Annotated in this window: 17 protein-coding genes and 1 riboswitch; of the genes, 7 read left to right on the top strand and 10 right to left on the bottom strand. The window is 74.2% G+C overall.

Annotated features, from left to right (window positions below; genetic code table 11):
* The first annotated feature begins 53 nt into the window (after nucleotides 1-53).
* Nucleotides 54-2,075, top strand: coding sequence for a hypothetical protein (locus TBIS_RS00170; RefSeq protein WP_148231411.1), 2,022 nt, complete (start codon nucleotides 54-56; stop codon nucleotides 2,073-2,075).
* On the opposite strand, the gene mptB is transcribed toward TBIS_RS00170, so the two are convergent.
* The 3 genes from mptB to TBIS_RS00200 are packed head-to-tail and all read right to left on the bottom strand — an operon-like array spanning nucleotide 1,975 to nucleotide 4,785.
* A complete protein-coding gene (mptB, locus tag TBIS_RS19630) occupies nucleotides 1,975-3,630 on the bottom strand; it encodes a polyprenol phosphomannose-dependent alpha 1,6 mannosyltransferase MptB (RefSeq protein WP_013130303.1) in 1,656 nt (551 codons plus the stop codon). The genes TBIS_RS00170 and mptB overlap by 101 nt on opposite strands.
* Nucleotides 3,631-3,687: 57 nt before the next feature.
* Nucleotides 3,688-4,428, bottom strand: a complete 741-nt coding sequence (locus TBIS_RS00195; protein WP_013130304.1) for a glycosyltransferase family 2 protein — start codon at nucleotides 4,426-4,428, stop codon at nucleotides 3,688-3,690.
* 6 nt (nucleotides 4,429-4,434) lie between these two features.
* Complete coding sequence (locus TBIS_RS00200; protein WP_013130305.1) at nucleotides 4,435-4,785, bottom strand: STAS domain-containing protein; 351 nt, start codon at nucleotides 4,783-4,785, stop codon at nucleotides 4,435-4,437.
* Nucleotides 4,786-5,007: 222 nt separating this feature from the next.
* Between TBIS_RS00200 and TBIS_RS00205 the strand changes: the two genes are divergently transcribed.
* Complete coding sequence (locus TBIS_RS00205; RefSeq protein WP_241019788.1) at nucleotides 5,008-5,544, top strand: hypothetical protein; 537 nt, start codon at nucleotides 5,008-5,010, stop codon at nucleotides 5,542-5,544.
* Between the two features lie 39 nt (nucleotides 5,545-5,583).
* Nucleotides 5,584-5,757 carry a hypothetical protein gene (locus TBIS_RS19390; RefSeq protein ID WP_013130307.1) on the top strand — a complete coding sequence of 58 codons (174 nt, stop codon included), beginning with the start codon at nucleotides 5,584-5,586 and terminating at the stop codon, nucleotides 5,755-5,757.
* A 160-nt stretch (nucleotides 5,758-5,917) separates the two neighbouring features.
* Here TBIS_RS19390 and TBIS_RS00210 read toward each other — a convergent pair whose 3' ends face one another.
* Both TBIS_RS00210 and TBIS_RS00215 read right to left on the bottom strand, forming a co-directional pair.
* A complete protein-coding gene (locus tag TBIS_RS00210) occupies nucleotides 5,918-6,394 on the bottom strand; it encodes an ATP-binding protein (protein ID WP_148231412.1) in 477 nt (158 codons plus the stop codon).
* 107 nt (nucleotides 6,395-6,501) lie between these two features.
* Complete coding sequence (locus TBIS_RS00215) at nucleotides 6,502-8,418, bottom strand: PAS domain S-box protein (RefSeq protein ID WP_013130309.1); 1,917 nt, start codon at nucleotides 8,416-8,418, stop codon at nucleotides 6,502-6,504.
* A gap of 96 nt (nucleotides 8,419-8,514) precedes the next feature.
* Here TBIS_RS00215 and TBIS_RS00220 point away from each other — a divergent pair, with 96 nt between their 5' ends.
* Nucleotides 8,515-9,078: a methylated-DNA--[protein]-cysteine S-methyltransferase gene (locus tag TBIS_RS00220; RefSeq protein WP_013130310.1), complete on the top strand. Its 564-nt coding sequence runs from the start codon at nucleotides 8,515-8,517 to the stop codon at nucleotides 9,076-9,078.
* A gap of 65 nt (nucleotides 9,079-9,143) precedes the next feature.
* On the opposite strand, the gene TBIS_RS00225 is transcribed toward TBIS_RS00220, so the two are convergent.
* The 4 genes from TBIS_RS00225 to TBIS_RS00240 form a co-directional block, all read right to left on the bottom strand.
* Nucleotides 9,144-10,517, bottom strand: a complete 1,374-nt coding sequence (locus tag TBIS_RS00225; protein WP_013130311.1) for a purine-cytosine permease family protein — start codon at nucleotides 10,515-10,517, stop codon at nucleotides 9,144-9,146.
* Nucleotides 10,507-10,623, bottom strand: a riboswitch (TPP riboswitch). Its footprint overlaps the gene before it by 11 nt.
* 178 nt (nucleotides 10,624-10,801) lie before the next feature.
* On the bottom strand, nucleotides 10,802-11,134 hold the full coding sequence (locus tag TBIS_RS00230; RefSeq protein WP_041431003.1) for a rhodanese-like domain-containing protein: 333 nt from the start codon (nucleotides 11,132-11,134) through the stop codon (nucleotides 10,802-10,804).
* Between the two features lie 133 nt (nucleotides 11,135-11,267).
* Nucleotides 11,268-12,146 (bottom strand): Fpg/Nei family DNA glycosylase, encoded by an 879-nt coding sequence (locus tag TBIS_RS00235; protein ID WP_013130313.1) that lies wholly within the window; start codon nucleotides 12,144-12,146, stop codon nucleotides 11,268-11,270.
* 58 nt (nucleotides 12,147-12,204) lie between these two features.
* Entirely contained in the window at nucleotides 12,205-12,813 is a 609-nt protein-coding gene (locus TBIS_RS00240) for a TenA family protein (RefSeq protein WP_041431006.1), read from the bottom strand.
* Nucleotides 12,814-12,860: 47 nt separating this feature from the next.
* Between TBIS_RS00240 and TBIS_RS00245 the strand changes: the two genes are divergently transcribed.
* Entirely contained in the window at nucleotides 12,861-13,517 is a 657-nt protein-coding gene (locus TBIS_RS00245; RefSeq protein ID WP_013130315.1) for a GOLPH3/VPS74 family protein, read from the top strand.
* 151 nt (nucleotides 13,518-13,668) lie between these two features.
* Here the strand turns inward: TBIS_RS00245 and TBIS_RS00250 are convergent, their stop codons facing one another.
* Nucleotides 13,669-14,604: an LCP family protein gene (locus tag TBIS_RS00250; protein ID WP_241019793.1), complete on the bottom strand. Its 936-nt coding sequence runs from the start codon at nucleotides 14,602-14,604 to the stop codon at nucleotides 13,669-13,671.
* 511 nt (nucleotides 14,605-15,115) lie between these two features.
* Between TBIS_RS00250 and TBIS_RS00255 the strand changes: the two genes are divergently transcribed.
* Nucleotides 15,116-16,678 carry a hemolysin family protein gene (locus TBIS_RS00255; RefSeq protein ID WP_013130317.1) on the top strand — a complete coding sequence of 521 codons (1,563 nt, stop codon included), beginning with the start codon at nucleotides 15,116-15,118 and terminating at the stop codon, nucleotides 16,676-16,678.
* Complete coding sequence (locus TBIS_RS00260) at nucleotides 16,675-17,679, top strand: CNNM domain-containing protein (RefSeq protein WP_013130318.1); 1,005 nt, start codon at nucleotides 16,675-16,677, stop codon at nucleotides 17,677-17,679. Before TBIS_RS00255 ends, TBIS_RS00260 begins: the two co-directional genes overlap by 4 nt.
* Nucleotides 17,680-17,977 lie beyond the last annotated feature (298 nt).

Genomic DNA, 17,977 nt, shown 5'->3' on the forward strand with positions numbered 1-17,977 from the left:
GATCAGGAACGGTCTCCCCCGCCGACCAGGCGCAGCGGGTCGCGGTGATCGGCGTGCCCGGCCTCCGGTGGGGCGACCTCGACCCCGAGCGCACCCCCAACCTCTGGCAGCTCGCCACCGAGGGCGCGGTCGCCTCGCTCTCCACCCGGACCATCCCGCCCGAGGGGACGTCGGTGAACTGCCCGGTCGCCGGGTGGCTGACGGTCTCCGCCGGGCAGCGGGCCGCCGCGCCGGGCCCGGGCTGCCCACCCGCCCCGGAGCCGGTCCGCGCCGCCGACGGGTCGGCCACCGTCCCCGGGTGGTCCGAGCTGGCCGCCCTGCAGCGGTCGAGCGCCTACCAGGCGAGCATCGGCCTGCTCGGCCAGGCGATCACCGCGGCCGGGGGCCGGGTCGCCGCCGTCGGCCCCGGGGCGGCGCTCGCCGCCGCCGACCAGAACGGCCGGGTCGCCACGTACGCGCGCACCCCGGGCGAGCTGCCCGACCTCACCCCGTACGCCGCGGTCTTCGCCGAGGCCGGGGAGATCGCCAGAGCGTGGTGGCGCGCGGGTCAGGGCCGCGCGGTCGAGCTCGACGACGCGGCCCGCGCCACCGCGGTCCGCGCCGCCGACCGGACCGTGGGCGAGCTACTGCGACACCTCCCACCCGAGACCCTCGTCCTCGTCGCAGGCCTCTCCGACGCCGGATCCCTGGCGCACCTCCACGTCGCCATCGCCCTCGGCCCCGGCCGGGGCGAGCCGTACTGGCGGAGCACGCTCACCGCGGCCTCCACCCGCCAGGACGCCCTGGTCACGATCACCGACGTGACCGCGACCGTCACCCACGTGCTCGGCCTCCCCACCCCGGAGGGCGCGGTGGGCCGGCCGTGGCGCCCCGCCGGACCGGCCCCGGAGGACCCGGTCGCCGAGCTCGCCGCCGCCGACCTGGCCGGCCAGGTGCTCCGGGAGATCAGGCCGTCGTTCTACACCGCCCTCGTGATCGTCCAGCTCGCCTTCTACGGCATCGCCGCGGCCGTGGTCCGCCGGTTCCGGCGGATGCTCACCGCGGTCCAGGTGGTCGCCGTGGTGAGCGGGGCGGTCCCGGTCGCGACGTTCCTCGCCCAGCTCGTGCCGTGGTGGAGCGCCGGGCGCCCGATGCTCGCCCTCAACGCGGTGATCCTCGGCTTCGCCGTCCTGATCGCCGGGCTGGCGTTCGCCGGGCCGTGGCGGCGGCACGTGCTCGGCCCGCTCACCGTGGTCGCCGGGGTGAGCTCGCTCACCCTGCTCATCGACGTGATGACCGGCTCCCACCTGCAGGTGAACGCGGTCACCGGGTACGAACCGGTGACCGGGGGCCGGTTCTACGGGTTCGGCAACATCGCGTTCGCGGTGTTCGCGACCGGCACGATCCTGTTCCTCGCCGGGCTGTGGCGGCTGCGCTGCGGCCTGCTGCGGCCGGTGGTCCTCGGCTACGCCCTCTTCGCGATCGTCGTGGACGGCTGGCCGGGCTGGGGGGCGGACTTCGGCGGGGTGCCGTCGTTCGTGCTCGGCGTGGCCGTGTTCGCCTTGCTGGCCTTCGGGCTGCGGATCTCCCCCGGCCGGCTGGGTCTCATCGCGCTCGGCGGCGCGGTCCTGATCGCCGCGCTCAGCGTCGCGGACTGGCTGCGGCCCGCCGACCGGCGCACCCACCTCGGGGCGTTCGTCGACCAGGTGCTCGCCGGGGAGGGCTGGCCGATCGTCACCCGCAAGCTCTCCGCGATGCTCAACACGCTCGGCAACGTGTGGCTGACCCTGCTCGCCCTGGTCGCGGTCGCGTTCCTCTTCCTCGTGCTCCACAAGCCGTCCCGGTGGGGCGCGTCCGCGCTCTCCCAGGCGTACGGCAGGGCGCCCGAGCTGCGCGCCGGGCTGTTCGGCGCGCTCGCCACCGCGATCTGCGGGTTCGTGCTCAACGACTCGGGGATCGCGATCCCCGCGATGGCCCTGACGGTGGCCGTGCCGCTCACGCTCGCGGCCGCGGTGCGCGCGCTCCGGCTCGGGCCGCCCACCACAGCAGACCGATCGTCAGCGGAATCAGCGCGCACGGCACCGCCCACTCCCTGACCACGCTCACCAGCCAGCCGAGGTCCGCGGGCTGGCCGTGCTGCCGGGCCGGGAGGTACCCGAGCGAGAGCGCGGTGAGGTGGGCGACCAGGAACGCCTCGAGCGCCGAGGCGGGGACGAGCGCGAGCAGCGCGAACGCCAGCCCGGCGTACCAGGGCAGCACGTACGGCGCGGCGAACAGCCAGGCGGCGGTGAGCGCGAGCGCCACCGCCGCGCCCTCCCGGTACGGCACGGCCGCCGGTGTGCCCGCCACCGCCGTGGCCGGCGGGAGCGCGGAGCCTGCGGGGTCACCCGGTCCTTCCGCGCCGGAGCTCCGGTCCACCGGGCGGGAAGGCTCGGCGGCCCCGGCCGCGCCCAGGGGGCCCGCCGCTTCAGCCGCGCCCGATGGGCCCACCGCTCCGGCCGGGCCGGAGGCCCGCGCCGCGCGATCCCGGGCGAGCAGGCGGCGCAGCAGGAGCCCGGCGAGCGACGCGAGCAGCGCCAGGGAGCCTGCTTGGATCCACGGCCGGTAGGCCCCCGGACCGAAGAGGGCCTGCAGGGCCCGCTGCACCAGCTTCCACGGCGTGGCGAGCGAGATCGACCGGCTCGCGTTCAGCACCTGGTCGAGCGCGTGCGGCCCGGCGAGCCGGTAGGCGACCAGCACCGTCGCGGTGGCGGTGACCACCACGAGGGCGAGCCGGGCCGGGCGGCGCCGCAGCTCCCAGGCGAGCCCGGGGGCGACCAGCCCGGCGGTGACCTTCACCGCGACGCCCAGCCCGAGCGGCACGCCCGCGCAGGCGACGAGCCCGGCGACGGCGAACGCGATCGCGAGCGTGTCGAGGTGCATGCCGGCGGCGAGCTGGTAGATGAGCAGCGGGTTGGCGATCCACAGCAGCGCGGCGCGGCGCTGCCGTCCCCGGTCCCCGCGGGTGGCGTGGTGGAGGAACAGCCCGGTGGCGATGAACGCGGCGGCGTTGGCGAGCGCGAGCACGAACACGGTGAGCCGCACCGACTCACCGCCGATGTGGCCGGCGAGGGTCTGCAGGGCGGTCGCCACCGGGCCGTAGACGCTCGGGGTGTTCCGCCACTCCTCGACCGCCCCGGTGACCGGGTCGCCGGGCAGGTCGGCGGGCACGGTCACGTACGGGTCGTGGCCGAGCACGGCGATCCGGCCGTAGGCGGCGTAGTTGAGGTGGTCGGCCGAGCCCGACGGCGGCAGGAACGCGAGCACCGCGGCGGCCGCGCACCCGGCGGCCACCAGGGTGCGCGCCCCGGGCAGCCGCTCGGCCGCGAGCAGCCCGGTGGCGAGGCCGGCCGCGCCGAGGACGATTGCCGCGGCGGCGAGCGCGATGACGAGGTGGCCGTCCGGGGCGAGGCCGAGCGAGTACGGCGGGTGCCAGGCGGGCCCGGGGAGCGCGGGGACCATGGCCGACGGCCCGAGCAGGCCGATGGTGATGGTGCACAGGATGGACAGCCAGGAGGCGGCGACGGCGAACCGCGCCGCCGCCGTGCCGTTCAGAGGCCGGACGCCGGATCGCCCGAACGGCCAGGCCGGCCTCGCCGTCTCCGCAGCCACCCGGAAATTTCACCACATCGCCGGTGCCGCCCGATCCGTCTGACGTCCGGGCCCGGGTCAGCGGCGGAGCGCGCGGATCGTCCGCACGCCCTGCGCGATCACGGGCTCGCGGGCGGCGAGGGCGAGCGCGACGTCACGGAACTGCTTGGCCCGGTGGAGCTGCGACCGCCAGTCGGTGCCGGTCGCCCGGTGGGCCATGTCGACCTCGACCTCGAGGACGCGGAAACCGGCCCGGAGCAGGTCGATGGTCATGCCGGTCTCCACGCCGAACCCGAAGGCGAGGGGCAGCGCCGCCTCGAAGGCGGCGCGGGTGAGGCAGCGCTGGCCGTTGAGCGGCTGCCTCGCCTCCCACCCGGTGAGCCGCTTGATGCCGTCCCGGGCGAGCCGGACCACCATGCCGTGGCCGCCGAGCTTCACCCGGGTGGTGAAGTTCGCGATGGTCATGTCGGCGGCGCCGGAGCGGACCGGGGTGATGAGCGCGTGCGCGGCCGCCGCGGTGTCGCCGAGGTCGGCGTCGAGGAAGAGGAGGTGCCTGGGCTGCTCCCCGTCGAGCAGCCGGACGGCTTCGGCACCGGTCTCCATGGCCGCCGCCTTGCCCCGGTTGCGGCTGTGCCGTACCACGCGGGCCCCGGCCTCCGCGGCCACCCGGGCGGTCTCGTCGGCCGACCCGTCGTCGACGACCACGACGAGATCGACGCCGGGGAGCTTCGCCGCGGCGGTCACGGTGGCGCCGATCCGCTCGGCCTCGTCCTTGGCCGGGATCACTACCGCGGTGTCCGGGGTGATGCGTTCGTTCATGAGCGGTCAGCCCTTGTGCTCGGTGGTGAGCAGGTCGTCCGGCACCGCGTCGTGCACGGTGAAGACCGAGTCCAGGCCGGTGACCTGGAGGATCTTCCGTACCGCGGACCGCGGGGCCGCCACCTCCAGATCGCCACCGCGCTCGCGCAGCCGCTTGAGCGCGGAGAGCAGGACGTTCACGCCGGTGGAGTCGCAGAACTCCACCTCGGACATGTCTATCACCACTCGCTGGGGCGAGGTGCTGATAAGCCGCGCGAATTCCGCTTGTAGCTGAGGCGCGGTATATAGGTCGATTTCGCCGGATACGGCCACTATGGCCGTTCCGCCGCTGGATCGCGTCGCGACTTTGAGCTCCACGAGGCGACACTAGCGCCGCACCGGCTCCCGGGTCACGCTTCGCCGGAGCCCACACAATAGTTGCCGCGTTTCTCCGCGATTCTGTAGGCAAGCGAACGCCGAGTACGCAAAGCTTGACGCTGAGCGATACCGGCCTGGCCGGAAGGAGGGCCCGGAACCTCCGCGTCTTGGCCATCGCTTCACGAAGGAGGGCGGGCGCCGAGCACAATGGGCCCGGAAAAGATGAGCAGCGGCATTCCTGAAGACCCAAGTCGGCAGCGGGTCCGCGAGCACCTGGAGATCATCCAGAGCCGCGGCGCGAAGGCGTCGATCTGGCGCGAGACGATCGAACCGTTGCGTCAGTTGATCAATCGTGAGGGCCACGTCCCGGTCACGACCCGGCTCACCCCCGAGGATCTCGACTTCCTCGCCGAGGCGCGGGATGACGTGCTCACCCTCACCGAACTTGTCCTCCGCCTCCTCGAGCTGCACCAGCCGCGGGACGCGGGCGGCATCACCACCGACCCGTCCCGGCCGATCCTGCGGTGCCGGAGCTGCATGTGGCGGTGGCCCTGCCCCACGTTCCGGGCGATGAGCGAGGCGTTCGCGCCGCGGGAACGGCCGGAGCGGATCAACCGCTACCCGATCGGTACGGCATGGCAGGCGCAGCGCGGCCTGCACCGGGCCGGCGAGGGAGCCGCCGGGCCCCGGGTGCCGGGCATCCCCGAGCCGGCGGGGGGCGGGGAGGCGGCCGGGCACGACGTCCCGGGCGAGCCCTGAGCGGTCGCGCCCTCCGGCCCGGTCGCGTACGGTGGCGGTATGGCCCGTATCGCGCTCACCGTCCTGGGGATCTTCCTCGCCCTGTGGCTCGTGTTCGGCTTCGTGCTGCCGACGCTGTTCGCGATCTTCAAGTTCCTGCTGTTCGCCGCGGTCCTCGCGTTCCTCGGGTTCGTGGCGGTCACCCTCGTCGGCAAGGTGTCCGGCAGATCGTGAACCCGGCACGCCCCGGCGGTCACGTCACCGGCTGAGCCGATCGGTCACGTGACCGCCTGAGCCGATCCATCACGTCAGCGGCCGAGCCGATCCCGGGCGCCCGCCGCACCGGGCGCCCGTACCGGGCCGGACGGGCGGGCGACGATAGGGCCGATTCCGGTCACCGGTTTCCCCGGGTTTCGGTACGGCCCGCCGCGCCCGGCGGGTGCTCGGCCGTGTGCGGCCCGGTCCCGTTCTTCGACTCCCAGGAGGCGGTGATCCGCGCCCAGACCGTGGTCTGCCGGTCCTCGTGACGCACCCCCCACCGCTCCGCCACGTAGTCCACGATGCTCAGCCCGCGGCCGCCGAGCGAGGAGAGCGTCAGGCACCCCGCACGCGGCTCGGTCGCCGCCCCACCGTCGCTCACCTGCACCTCGACGTGGCTCTCGGAGCAGCTCCACGCCACCCGGAGCTTGCCCGAGGGGAGCGGATGGGCATGCCGGAGGGCGTTGCTCAGCAGCTCGCTCAGCACGAGAACGACGTCATCGACCGCGGAGGAGACCAGCCCCGCGGCCTGCAGCTCGGCACTGAGGCGCTGGCGGGCGATGGCGACGCTCGACGGCGCGTACGGCAGCATCACAACGCGCGACGCAATCACCTCCCCGCATCCGTTTCCCGGAGGAAACCAGCCCCCCAGTACGGCCGAAATGCCCCGTGAAGTCACCAGAGAAACCGAAGCATCGATCACAGATTGCTGACATTCGACTATTGATCAGTGGTCATCGGGGCCTTCTGCTTACCCTGCCCCGAATCGGGCACCGCACACGGCAGCACCACCCGCATGCGCGTACCCCCTCCGGGACGGGGGTGGGCCGTCACCTCCCCTCCTTGAGCCCGGGCCAGGCTCCGCACGATGTAGAGGCCGAGGCCCACACCGCCGAACCTGCGCCGGTTGCCGCTGTCCGCTTGTACGAACCGTTCGAAGATACGCTCCCGGTCCGCGGGCGCGATGCCCACCCCCTCATCTTCGACCACGACCACCACGCGGTCGCCCTCGGCCCAGGCCGCGACGCGGATCAGGCCCCCGTCCGGCGAGTACTTGAACGCGTTCTCCAGGAGCTGGCCGAGCAGGATCTCGGTGGCGAGGGCGTCCCCGTGGACCAGCGGGAGGCCGGGCTGGACGTCCACCTCGATCCGGTGCCGGTCGGAGAGCGCCGGCAGGCCGAGCGTGGCCGCGCGGATCCGCTCGCCCAGGTCGAACGGCTCGGTCGTGATGGTGAGCGCGCCCGTGCCGGCCCACGCGCCGAGCAGCAGGTGGTCCATGAGCCGCCCGAGCGCGTTGGCGCGTTCCGCGATCGTGCGCACCGCCGACCGCCGCTCCGCGTCGGAGAGGGCGTCCCACCGGCGGTCGAGCGTGCTGGCGAACCCGCGCACGATCGTGATCGGGGTGCGCAGCTCGTGGCCGGTGACGGCGAGGAACAGGTCCTTGGCCTCCTCCAGCTCCTTCGCCCGGGTCACGTCCCGGAAGTCGACCACGGCCTCGCCGGTCTCCGGGATCTCGTTGCACAGCACGTCGAGCCAGCGGCCGGACGGCAGCCGGAAGGTCAGCTTCTCCCCCGGCGCGGGCAGCGGGAACGGCGGCGGCTTCCCGATCACCTCGGCCGCGGTGAGCCCGGTCAGCTCCGCGGCGGCCGCGTTCCACCGCACCACCCGGGACTCGCCGTCGAGCACCGCGATCCCGTCCGCGCACGCGTCGAAGACGGCGCGCTCGTGCGCGCGCTGCCGTACCGCCTCCTGGTAGGCCATGGCGTTGCCCACCGCGATCCCCACGTGCCCGGCGAGCAGCTCGAGCAGCTCCAGCTCCACGTGGCTCGCCCGGTGTCTCGCGAACAGGGCGTACAGCGCGCCGTACGGCCGGCCGCCGACCGCGGCGAGGCCCACCGCGATGGTGTGCACCCCGGGGACGTACGCCCGGAGCGGCTCCTCGCACCCGTCGCCGACGCCGGTCTCGAGCAGCACCGGCCGGCCGGTGCGGAGCAGCTTGCCGACCAGGCTCGTGGCCAGCTCCGCCGTGCTGCCCCGGGCCTCCTCGGGGAGCCGGTGCAGGCCGACGAGCCGCAGCCGGTCCCCCTCGATCGACGCGAACGCCCCGGCGTCGGCGCCGGTGAGCTCGGTGAGGCTCGCCGCGATGCGGTCGAGCACGATCGGCAGGTCGAGGTCGGCGTTGATGTCCGCGACCACGTCGGTGAGCCGCCGGACCAGCCTGGCCCGGCGGGCCGCCCCGCCCTGGGCGGCGTCGTCGTCCTCGACCGAGTGGTAGACGCTCACGTACCCCAGGAGCGCCCCGGTGGGGGAGCGCAGCGCGCTCGTGTCCACCCGCACGTCGAGGAGCCGGCCGTCCCGGTGGTAGCGCCTGCTGCGCAGGGAGACGCGCCCACCGGTGCGGACCCGTTCGAGCACCGCGTTGTGCTCGGCCATCAGCTCCCTGGGCACGATCGGCGCCCGCTTGCCGACGAGCTCCTCGGCCTGCCAGCCGAAGAGCCGCTCGGCCGCCGCGTTCCAGCTCACCACCGCCAGATCGCGGTCGAAGGCGACGATGGCGTCCGGGGCGCTGGCGACGACCGCGCCGGCGACGCCGTCCGCATCCCCGTCGGTCACCCAGGAGCCGTCCACGTCACCCATCGTGCCCGCTATCCACTTTCGATTCCGTGGTTTTCCGCGGGCCGGGCACGCTCCGATACGCTTCCTCCACGCAGTGAGAGGAGAAGTGGCACGCCAATGTCCTCTGGGGACCTCGAAGCTCTCCTCCGGGTGACCGCACCGGGGTACAAGGGCGAGCCCGCTCCGGACATCGCCCTCGGGACCACCGACGGCCCGGTCGGCCGCCTTGTGCTCGCGGTGACCGCACGCGGTGTGGTGGCGTGCAGCTATGAGGACGAGGACACGGTCTACGCGCGGATCCACAAATCGCTGGGCGGGTCCATCGGTTCCGACCCGCGGCGGATCGACCCGGTGCGGCGGGAGCTCGACGCGTACTTCGAAGGCCGGCTCCGCGCCTTCTCCACCCCGGCCGATCTCCAGCTCGCGGCGCCGTTCGTGCGGACCGTGCTCCAGATGATGCTCTCCGTGCCGTACGGCACGACCACGACCTATCGGGACATCGCGGCGCGCATCGGCCGGCCGCAGGCGGTGCGGGCGGTGAGCAGCGCGCTCAGCGCGAACCCGGTCTGCCTGTTCGTGCCGTGCCACCGGGCGGTGGAGTCCGCCGAGTCGCTGGGCGGGTACGCGGGGGGCGCCGAGGCCAAGGGGTACCTGCTCCGGCTCGAAGGCGCGCTCGCCTGATCCCGCCGGCGTACGGCCCGGCCGATCGATGCCCGCGGTCATGGCCGATGAGCCTGGTCCGGTGGTCACCGGCCGGTGAGCGCCGGGTCCCGCCGCTCCGCCTCGGCCATACGCCGCCGCCGGACGATCGGCCCGGCGAGCAGGGTGCCGGCGGCCGAGATCACGAACGCGGCGAGCGCGGCGTTCAGCCATGGCGGGCTGGTGAACCCGATGGCCGAGCGCGCCGCGGCCCAGATCGCGTCCCACCAGCCGACGGTCGGCGTGGCCGTCACGAGCCAGTAGGCGGCGAAGCCGAGCAGCCACGGCACGAGCATGAGCCAGCGCGCGGGGGCGTCCTCCGCGGTGTTCCAGCGGGACGCGCCGCCGAGCACGAAGTAGTCCACCGCGAGCACCGCGAACATCGGCACGAAGACCGCGCCGATCACGCTGAGGAAGGCGCCGTAGGCGGTCACGTCGGCCACGAGCGCGATGAGGATGGTCACCACCCCGACCGCCACCGAGATCACCCGCCGGTCGAGGCGGGGCCGGAGGTTCTGGATCGACATGGTGGTCGAGTAGACGTTCGCGAACGACTGGTCCACCTCGCGCAGCACCAGGATCCCGAAGAACAGCCCGCCGAGCGGGGCGGCGACGAAGGGGTCCCAGACCCGGTCCGGGTCGTTGCCCACGATGGCGAGCGCGGCGATCCCCAGCGCGAGGCAGGCGACCTGGGCGATCGTGTACCCGCCCACCACCCCGGTGAACGCCGCCGCGCTCGACCGGGAGTGCCGGGTGAAGTCGGCGGCGAGCGGCACCCAGGAGACCGACAGGGCGATCACATAGTCGACGGCCGGGGCGAACGCGTGCCACGACCCTTCGCCGAGCGAGGGCACCCGGGCGAAGAGCACCACCGAGAGCCAGACCATCGACACGATCACGCCCGCCGTCACGTACCGCCGCAGCAGCCGCAGCGAGCCGAGCGGCCGGATGGTGAGCGCGATCGTCACCACCCCGGCGAGCACCACCCACAGCGCGTACGGCGTGCCCGGCCCGAAGATCGCCTGGGCTCCCCGGGCGATCACCCACAGCTCGAACGCCCCCCAGCCGAGCATCTGCACGATGTTGAGCACGGTGGGGACGTAGGAGAGGCGGGTGCCGAACAGGCCCCGGAGCAGCACCATCGCGGGCCGGCCGGTCTGGGTGCCCGGGATCGCCGACACGCCGACCATCGCGGTCCCGATCAGGCTGCCGATGACCGCGGCGAGCAGGGCCGCGGGGAAGGTGAGCGGCTCACCGCCGAGCGGGTCGAGGAGGAACAGCGCGCCGGAGAACCCGAGGAGGCTCACCCCGAGGTTGGCCCAGAACGCCCCCTGGTCGAGCAGGCCGAGGGTCTTGGGCGGCTCTTCGTCGAGGGTGAGCGGGGCTTCGGAACGGTCGGAACCGACGCGGCCAGACGTCATCGCACACTCCCTACGCCGGTATTACCCGGACAGGTTCAGGCGGTCGGCGGCGCCGTGTCAGCCGCCCTCTCAGCCCGGTCAGGCCCGAGCTCCCGCGGTTCGATCGAGTTTTGCCGACGTGATTATGCGCACTGGTCGGTGATTTGTCACGCCCGGTCAAGCCGCGCGGTAAAGAATCCGCAGGCCGCGGCGCGGACCGGGGCAGGCCCGCGCGGTGGAGAACGCCAGGTGGAACGCCGGGCCCCGTCGGCCGCGCCGGGGCCGGCGGCCGGTCCGCGCCGGTGTCAGGCCACGTACGGGGGCATCCCGGTCTCGCTCACCATCGGGCGGCCGGCCGCCGCCCATGACTGCATGCCGCCGCCCACGTTGATCGCCTGCTTGCCGATGTGGTTGAGCCACGCGGCCGCCTGCGCGGACCGGCCGCCCGCCCGGCAGATCACGTAGATCGGCTGGGCGTCGGGCACCTCCCCGATCCGGGACCGCAGGTCGCCCATGGGGATGTGCACCGCCTGCGGCGCGTGCCCGGCCCGCCATTCGTCGAGCTCCCGGACGTCGAGCAGGAAGGCGTTCTCGGGGACCTCGCTCGCGTCCACTTCGTGCACCGTCATGCGTGCCATTCTGCAGGCCGGCGCCGGGTGCTCGCCCCGGCGGGGAGCGGACGCCTGCGCCTGAGCCGGCCCCGCGGGGAGCGGACGCGTGCGGCTGAGCCGCCCTTGCCCCGAGCGGACGCGCTTCCGCGGCCGGCCGCCCTCACCGGAGCAGCCGGGACAGCCGCCGGTCGGCGAGGGGCCTGCCGCCGGTCTGACACGTCGGGCAGTACTGGAGCGCCGAGTCCGCGAACGACACCTCGCGGATCGTGTCCCCGCACGCGTGGCACGCCTCGCCGGTACGGCCGTGCACCCGCATGCGGAGCCGCGGGTGCGGTTCCGGGCGCTCGGCGGCGAGCGCCCGCGCCTCGGCGACCGCCTCGCCGAGGACGGTCACGATCGCCGAGTGGAGCGCGGCCACCTGGTCGTCGGTCAGCGAGTCGGCGAGCTTGAACGGGGAGAGCCGGGCGGCGTGCAGGATCTCGTCGGAGTACGCGTCGCCGATCCCGGAGATCAGCCGCTGATCGCGGAGCAGCCCTTTGACCTGGGTACAGCCGGCCCGGACGATCTCACGGAGCCGGGCCACGGTGAAGCCGTCCGACAGCGGATCGATCCCCAGGCCGGCGATGCCCGGCACCTCGGCCGGGTCGTGCACCACGTAGAGCGCGAGGCGCTTGCGCGGGCCCGCCTCGTGCAGCTCGAACCCCGGCGCCCTGCCCTCGGGGTCCGGCGAGAGCCGTACCCGGGCGGCGAGCGGACCCCGCCCGGACCGGGCGGGCCGGGCGCCGGTGAGGTCGTCGCGCCAGCGCAACCGGCCGCTCCGGCCGAGGTGCGCGACCAGGTGCAGGCCCTCGCACTCCAGGTCGAGGAACTTGCCGTGCCGGTGCACGCCGGTGATCGCCCGCCCCACGAGCGCCGCCGGAGGCGGGTTCACGGTCTTCAGCGCCTGGACCGCGACCACGTCGGCCCCGGCGACCGTACGGCCGCCGGCCCGCGCGCGCAGGAAGGCGGCGAGCGCCTCGACCTCGGGCAGCTCCGGCATGCCCTGCAGGTACCCGGCGCCCGCCGCGGCAATCCCGCGGCCGCCGTGGGCCGCCGGATCAGACGGGGACGTCCCAGAAGGCGAGCTCGTGGTTCATGCCCTCGATGAACAGGGCCTTGGCCCGTTCGGGGTCCGGGTTCGCCTCGTCGAGCATCACCGCGATCCGGTCCGCGAGCGCGGCGAAGTTCGGGTCGGCGTAGGTCTCCACCCACCGCCGGTACCGCGGCTCGGCGGGCGGGTTCTTGGCGAGGATCTGGCCGAGGGTGGAGTACCCCCACATGCACGGGTAGAGCGCGGCGAGACCCTCGGCGTAGTTCGCCGCCGCCTCCAGCAGGAACGAGGTGTAGGCGGCGCAGGCCGGCCCCTTCACCGCACCCTCCAGGTCCGCGCCGAACTCGGCGGAGAGCGACCGGTGCAGGTTGAGCTCGTCGTGGAAGGTCGAGTACGCCAGGTCGACCAGGTCGCCGAGGTGCTTGTCCGGCGCCTGCCAGGCGAGGCGGCAGAACACCCGCACGTAGTCGTGGAGGTACAGGTAGTCCTGCTCCAGCCACGACCGGAACACCTCCTCCGGCAGGTCACCGTTGGCGATGCCCCGGACCGTCGGGTGGGCGAGCTGGGCGTCGAGCATCGGCCGCCCAATGGCCTGCAATTCCTGCGAGATACCCATGAAACGCATTCTGCCCGGGGGCCGGAATCGCCGCTTAGGGTGGAACCGTGACGCTGACGATCGCCGAAGAACTCCTGCTGCTCGGCTACCACGACGAGACCGGCCGCCCCCAGGCCGGGAGCGTGGAGCTCGACGCCGCCGTCGCCGGCGCCCTGCTGGCCGAGCTCGCCGTCGCCGGCCGCATCGACCTCCGGGACGACATGGTCGTGGTCACCGACCGCTCCCCGGTCGGTGACGAGGAGCTCGACGCCGTCCTGGCCCGCGTCCACGGCGAGCCCAAGCCGCGCAAGGCGCAGTGGTGGGTGGAGAGACTGCGCTCCGGCGAGCTCCGCAAGCGCCTGCTGCGGCGCCTCGCCGAGCGGGGTGTGCTCAGTGAGGAGACCACCAAGCTGTTCGGCCTCATCCCCCTGCGGCGCTACCCGGAACGGGACCCGTCGGCCGAGCAGGAGATCAGGCGGCGGATCGAGAACGTGCTGACCGGGGCCGACCCGGACCCGCGGACCGCGGTCCTCATCTCGCTGCTCCACGCGGCGAGGCTCGACCGCAAGGCGTTCCCCAAGACCCACCGGAGGCGGATCAAGGAGATCGCCGAGGGAGAGTGGGCCGGCGCCGCCGTGTACCGGGCGATCGTCGCCGTCCAGGCCGCGGTGACCGCCGCGGTCGCCGCCGCGATCGCGGCCACGAGCGCCGCCGCCGGGAGCTGAGCCCTCGCATCGGCGCGGTACGGCCGGCGGCCTCGGGTCTCATCCGCCGGCACCCGCTCCGTGAGGCGACCTGCGCGGCGTGGCGGCCGGTGCCGGGCCGCCCTCCGCCGTCGCGCGGGCCGAGGCGGCTCGGAACGCCCCGGTCACCGCGCTACTTGTTGCTGAGCACGTCCTTCGGGACCGGCCGGTCCTCCTTGAGCGCGTTGAACAGCCGCAGCGCCTTCTCGGTGTCCCACTTCACCACCGCCATCCCGTTGATCGTGGGCAGGGCGCCGATCGGCACCGCGGTGGAGATCGGCTTGTCCCGCATGGCCAGGGCGAGCCGGAGCAGGTCGATCGGCCCGGTGCCCGGGTCCACGGTGACCGCGTCCGCCGCGCTGAGCGCGAGCGGCACCGAGCTGAACGGGTTGAGCAGGGTGCCCGGGCTGGCCGCCTTGCTCACCAGGGCGGCGAGGAACTGGCGCTGGCGCTGGGTGCGCTCGAGGTCGGGGATGGCGCCGGTCGCCCGGGTGCGGACGTAGCCGAGCGCCGTGCCGCCGTCCATGACCTGGCAGCCCTTCTTCAGGTTGATGCCGGCCTTGGGGTCCTTGATGTTCTGCTTCACGCAGATCTCGACCCCGCCGATGGCGTCGACGATGTCGACGAACCCGCCGAAGCCGATCTCCATGTAGTGGTCGATCCGGATCCCCGTGACCTGCTCGACGGTCTTGACCAGCAGCTCCGGGCCGCCGAACGCGTAGGCCGCGTTCAGCTTGTTCCTGCCGTGCCCGTCGATCGGCACGTACGAGTCCCGGGGCAGGCTGACCAGGGTCGGCCGGCCGTCCCGGGGGATGTGGAGCAGCATCACGGTGTCGGTCCGCCGGCCGCCGACCGAACCGGTGGCGAGCCGCTTCCGCTCGGCCGCGGTCAGCCCTTCCCGGCTGTCCGAGCCGACCAGCAGCCAGTCGGTGCCCGGCGTCTCCTCGGGCCGCCCGGGGTAGTCGGAGAACGCCTCGGTCGTGGTGAGCCGGGAGCCGATCCAGAAGTAGCCGCCCACCACGAAGACGAGCAGCAGCACGAGCGCGCAGACGAGGGTGGTGCGGATCACCTTGCCCAGGGACCGCCCACCGCCCATCCCCAGGGCGGGCCGCCCGCCGGACCCCGCACCGCCGTCCCCGCGCCCGGATCGGCGCAGCGGCCGTACCGGCTCTCGCCCGGGACGCGGCCTGCCGTATACCCTCGAGGTGATGCGCGGGATCGTGGTCGATCCGTCCCCGGGAGAGGCGCCCGCACCACGGGGCACGTTCTCACCGGAGGGATCCCTCTGTGCCCCGGCGGGGCGGCGGATCACTCGGGTCGCTTCGTCGTCCTCGGCCACCGTCGTTCCCCCGCTCGTCACTCCAACGCGTGTTCTCACGGTACGCGGGCCCTCGTCAGCTGCGTATAAGCCGCTCGGTCACACATACCGAGCCGGCCGACGGGAAACATCGAGACGAGGTCGACCGTTACCCGTGATTGGACATCCCTAGCGAAAGGATGAGTGTGTCGTCCGCTTCGGACCCATGCAGTACCGGCCCGTGCCTCGGCACGGGACCCCATGATCATATGGCGGGCGCCAGATGAGCGCCGCCATAGGCCTGCTGGCCGTTGTGATCATCACCTTCGCGACCGGCTTCTTCGTCGCCCAGGAATTCGCCTTCGTCGCGGCCAACCGCACCGTGCTGCGCGAGCAGGCGCTGCGCGGTGACCGATCCGCCGAACGCGCCCTCACCGTCACGTCGCGGCTCTCGTTCATGCTCTCGGGCGCCCAGCTCGGCATCACCGTGACCACCCTGCTGGTCGGTTTCATCGCCGAGCCCGCGATCGCCGCGGGCGTCCGCGGCCCGCTGCTCGCCATCGGGGTGCCGGAGGAGATGGTCCCCGGCGTGTCGATCACCCTGGGCATCGCGTTCGCCACCGTACTGCAGATGATCTTCGGTGAGCTGGCGCCGAAGAACCTGGGCATCGCCCGGCCCGAGCCGGTGGCGAGGTTCCTCGCCCGGCCCACGCTCGTCTACCTCAAGGTGGCCGGGCCGGTCATCCGCCTCTTCGACTCGGCGGCCAACCGGCTGATCCGCCTCGCCGGGATGGAGCCGGTCGAGGAGCTCGAGCACGGGGTCACCGCCCGGGAGCTCGCCCGGATCGTGGACGAGTCCGCGGCGGCGGGTGAGCTGCCCCGCCGGCTCGCCGACCTGCTCGACCGGGCGCTGGAGTTCGGCGACCGGACCACCGAGGACGTCATGGTGCCGCGCCCGCGCGTGGTCTCCCTCCGCGCCGACCGGCCCGTCGGCGACCTGCTCGAGGCCCTGCGCAGCCACGGCCACTCGCGGTACCCGGTGCTCGGCGAGGCCCCGGACGACGTGGTCGGCGTCACCGGGCTGACCGAGTACGTGCGGGCCGGATCGCCGCGGACCGGGGTGATCCGCGACATCACCCGGCCGGCCATGCTCGTCCCGGCCACGCTGCCGCTCCACGCGCTGCTGGAGCGGATGACGGCCGCCGGGGAGACGTTCGCCTGTGTGATCGACGAGTACGGCGGGCTCGCCGGCGTGGTCTCCATCGAGGACCTCGCCGAGGAGCTGGTCGGGGAGCTTGTCGACGAGAACGACCCCGAGCCGCTCGGCGTCGTCCGGGTCGGCGACGACGGCTGGAATGTGCCGGGCACGCTCCGGCTCGACGAGGTCGAGCGCGCCACCGGCGTCCGGCTGCCGGAGAGCGAGGACTACGAGACGATCGCCGGCCTGGTGCTCGCCCGCCTCGGCCGCATGGCCGAGGTCGGCGACGAGGTGGCGGTCGCGGTCCTCCCGGACGACGACCTGTTCGCCGAGGAGGAGCAGCGGCACGCCGCGCTCGGCGTGCTGAGCGTGCGCCGCCGGGTGCCCGAGTGGGTACGGCTCACGCTCCGGATGGGGCCGCCGCCCAACCCCGGCGACGACTCCACGGCGGAACCGGACGTGCGGTGGGCCCACGGACGGCGGCTGCCGGTCTCCCCGCCGCAGGGGAGGGGCGCCGGTCGCCCCATGGGCGGGCCGGCCGCGCCGCCTCCGGTGAACGGCGCAGCGGTCCCTGAGGGTGAGCCGGTCTCCCCGCGGGCCGCGTCCGAGGCCGGCTCGAGCGAACCACTGGGCTGGAGGGCGCGATGACCGACCTCGGCGCCATCCTGCTCGGTGTGCTCCTCCTCATCGGCAACGGCCTCTTCGTCGCCGCCGAGTTCGCGGTGGTCTCCGCCCAGCGGCACCGCATGGAGGAGCTGGCGCGCGCCGGTGGGCGGCCGGCCCGGATCGCCGCCCGGGCCGCGGTGCGCAGCAGCCGGGAGCTCTCGCTCATGCTCGCCGGCGCGCAGCTCGGGATCACGCTCTGCTCGCTCGGCCTCGGCATGGTCGCCGAGCCCGCGGTCGAGCACCTCCTCGGGCCGGTGCTCGTCTTCCTGCCCGAAGCCATCCACACCCCGGTGGCGTACCTGGTGGCGCTGGGGCTGGTGACCTTCCTGCACATGGTCGTGGGCGAGATGGCGCCCAAGTCGCTGGCGCTCACCCACCCGGAGCGCGCCGCCCTCGGGCTGGCCCTGCCGTTCCGCGGCTTCGTCTGGATCGTCCGCCCGCTCCTCGCCCTGCTGAACGGGCTGACCAACGCGACCCTCCGGCTCGTCGGGGTCCGGCCGCGGGACGAGCTCGCCGTGGCCAAGACCCCGCGGCAGCTCGCCATGCTGGTCGCCGAGTCGGGCCGGATGGGCATGCTCGACCGGCACAAGCACGACCTGCTGCTGCGCGCGTTCCGCGCCCAGACCCGGCGGGTCGAGGAGCTCATGCTCCCGGTCGACCAGGCGCCGGCCGTCCCCGCCGGGGCGAGCGCCGACCTCATCCGCGCCACGGCCGCCCGTGACGGCGGGCACCGCATGCTCGTGGTCTCACCGGACGGCGTGCTCGGCGTGCTGCACGTCAGGGACGCCCTGATCAACCCGGACCGGCCGCCGGAGACGCTCGCCACCGCGGCGCCGCGGATCCCGGCCGGGACCACCGTCCCCGACGCGGTGACCGTGCTCCAGGAGGCCCGGGCACAGCTCGGGCTGGTCACCGACGAGCGCGGCGCGGTGATCGGTGTGGTCGATCTCACCCGGCTGATCGGGGAGCTGCTCGCCGCCTGACCGCCGGACACGGCCCGGTGCGCGAGCCGCGGGGGCGCCCTCGCGGCCGGCGCGCGCCGGGCCCGGCCCCGTCCCGGGCCCGGTCCCGCCTCGGCGAACCGCGCGGTGGCCGTGCCGTTCTGGCCGACCGGCCGGATCCGGCGATCCGCGGCACCCTCGAACGGATCCCTCACGCCTCCCGCACGCCGACGAGAGATGGCTCCGGGCACCGGGCGGGGCCACCGGGCGTCTCCCCGGTCGGGGCCGTACGGCCAGCCGGGCGGCGGGCCGTACGGGGCAGGCCGGAGCCGGGCCGCGC

The sequence above is a fragment of the Thermobispora bispora DSM 43833 genome (assembly GCF_000092645.1).
Lineage (GTDB): Bacteria > Actinomycetota > Actinomycetes > Streptosporangiales > Streptosporangiaceae > Thermobispora > Thermobispora bispora.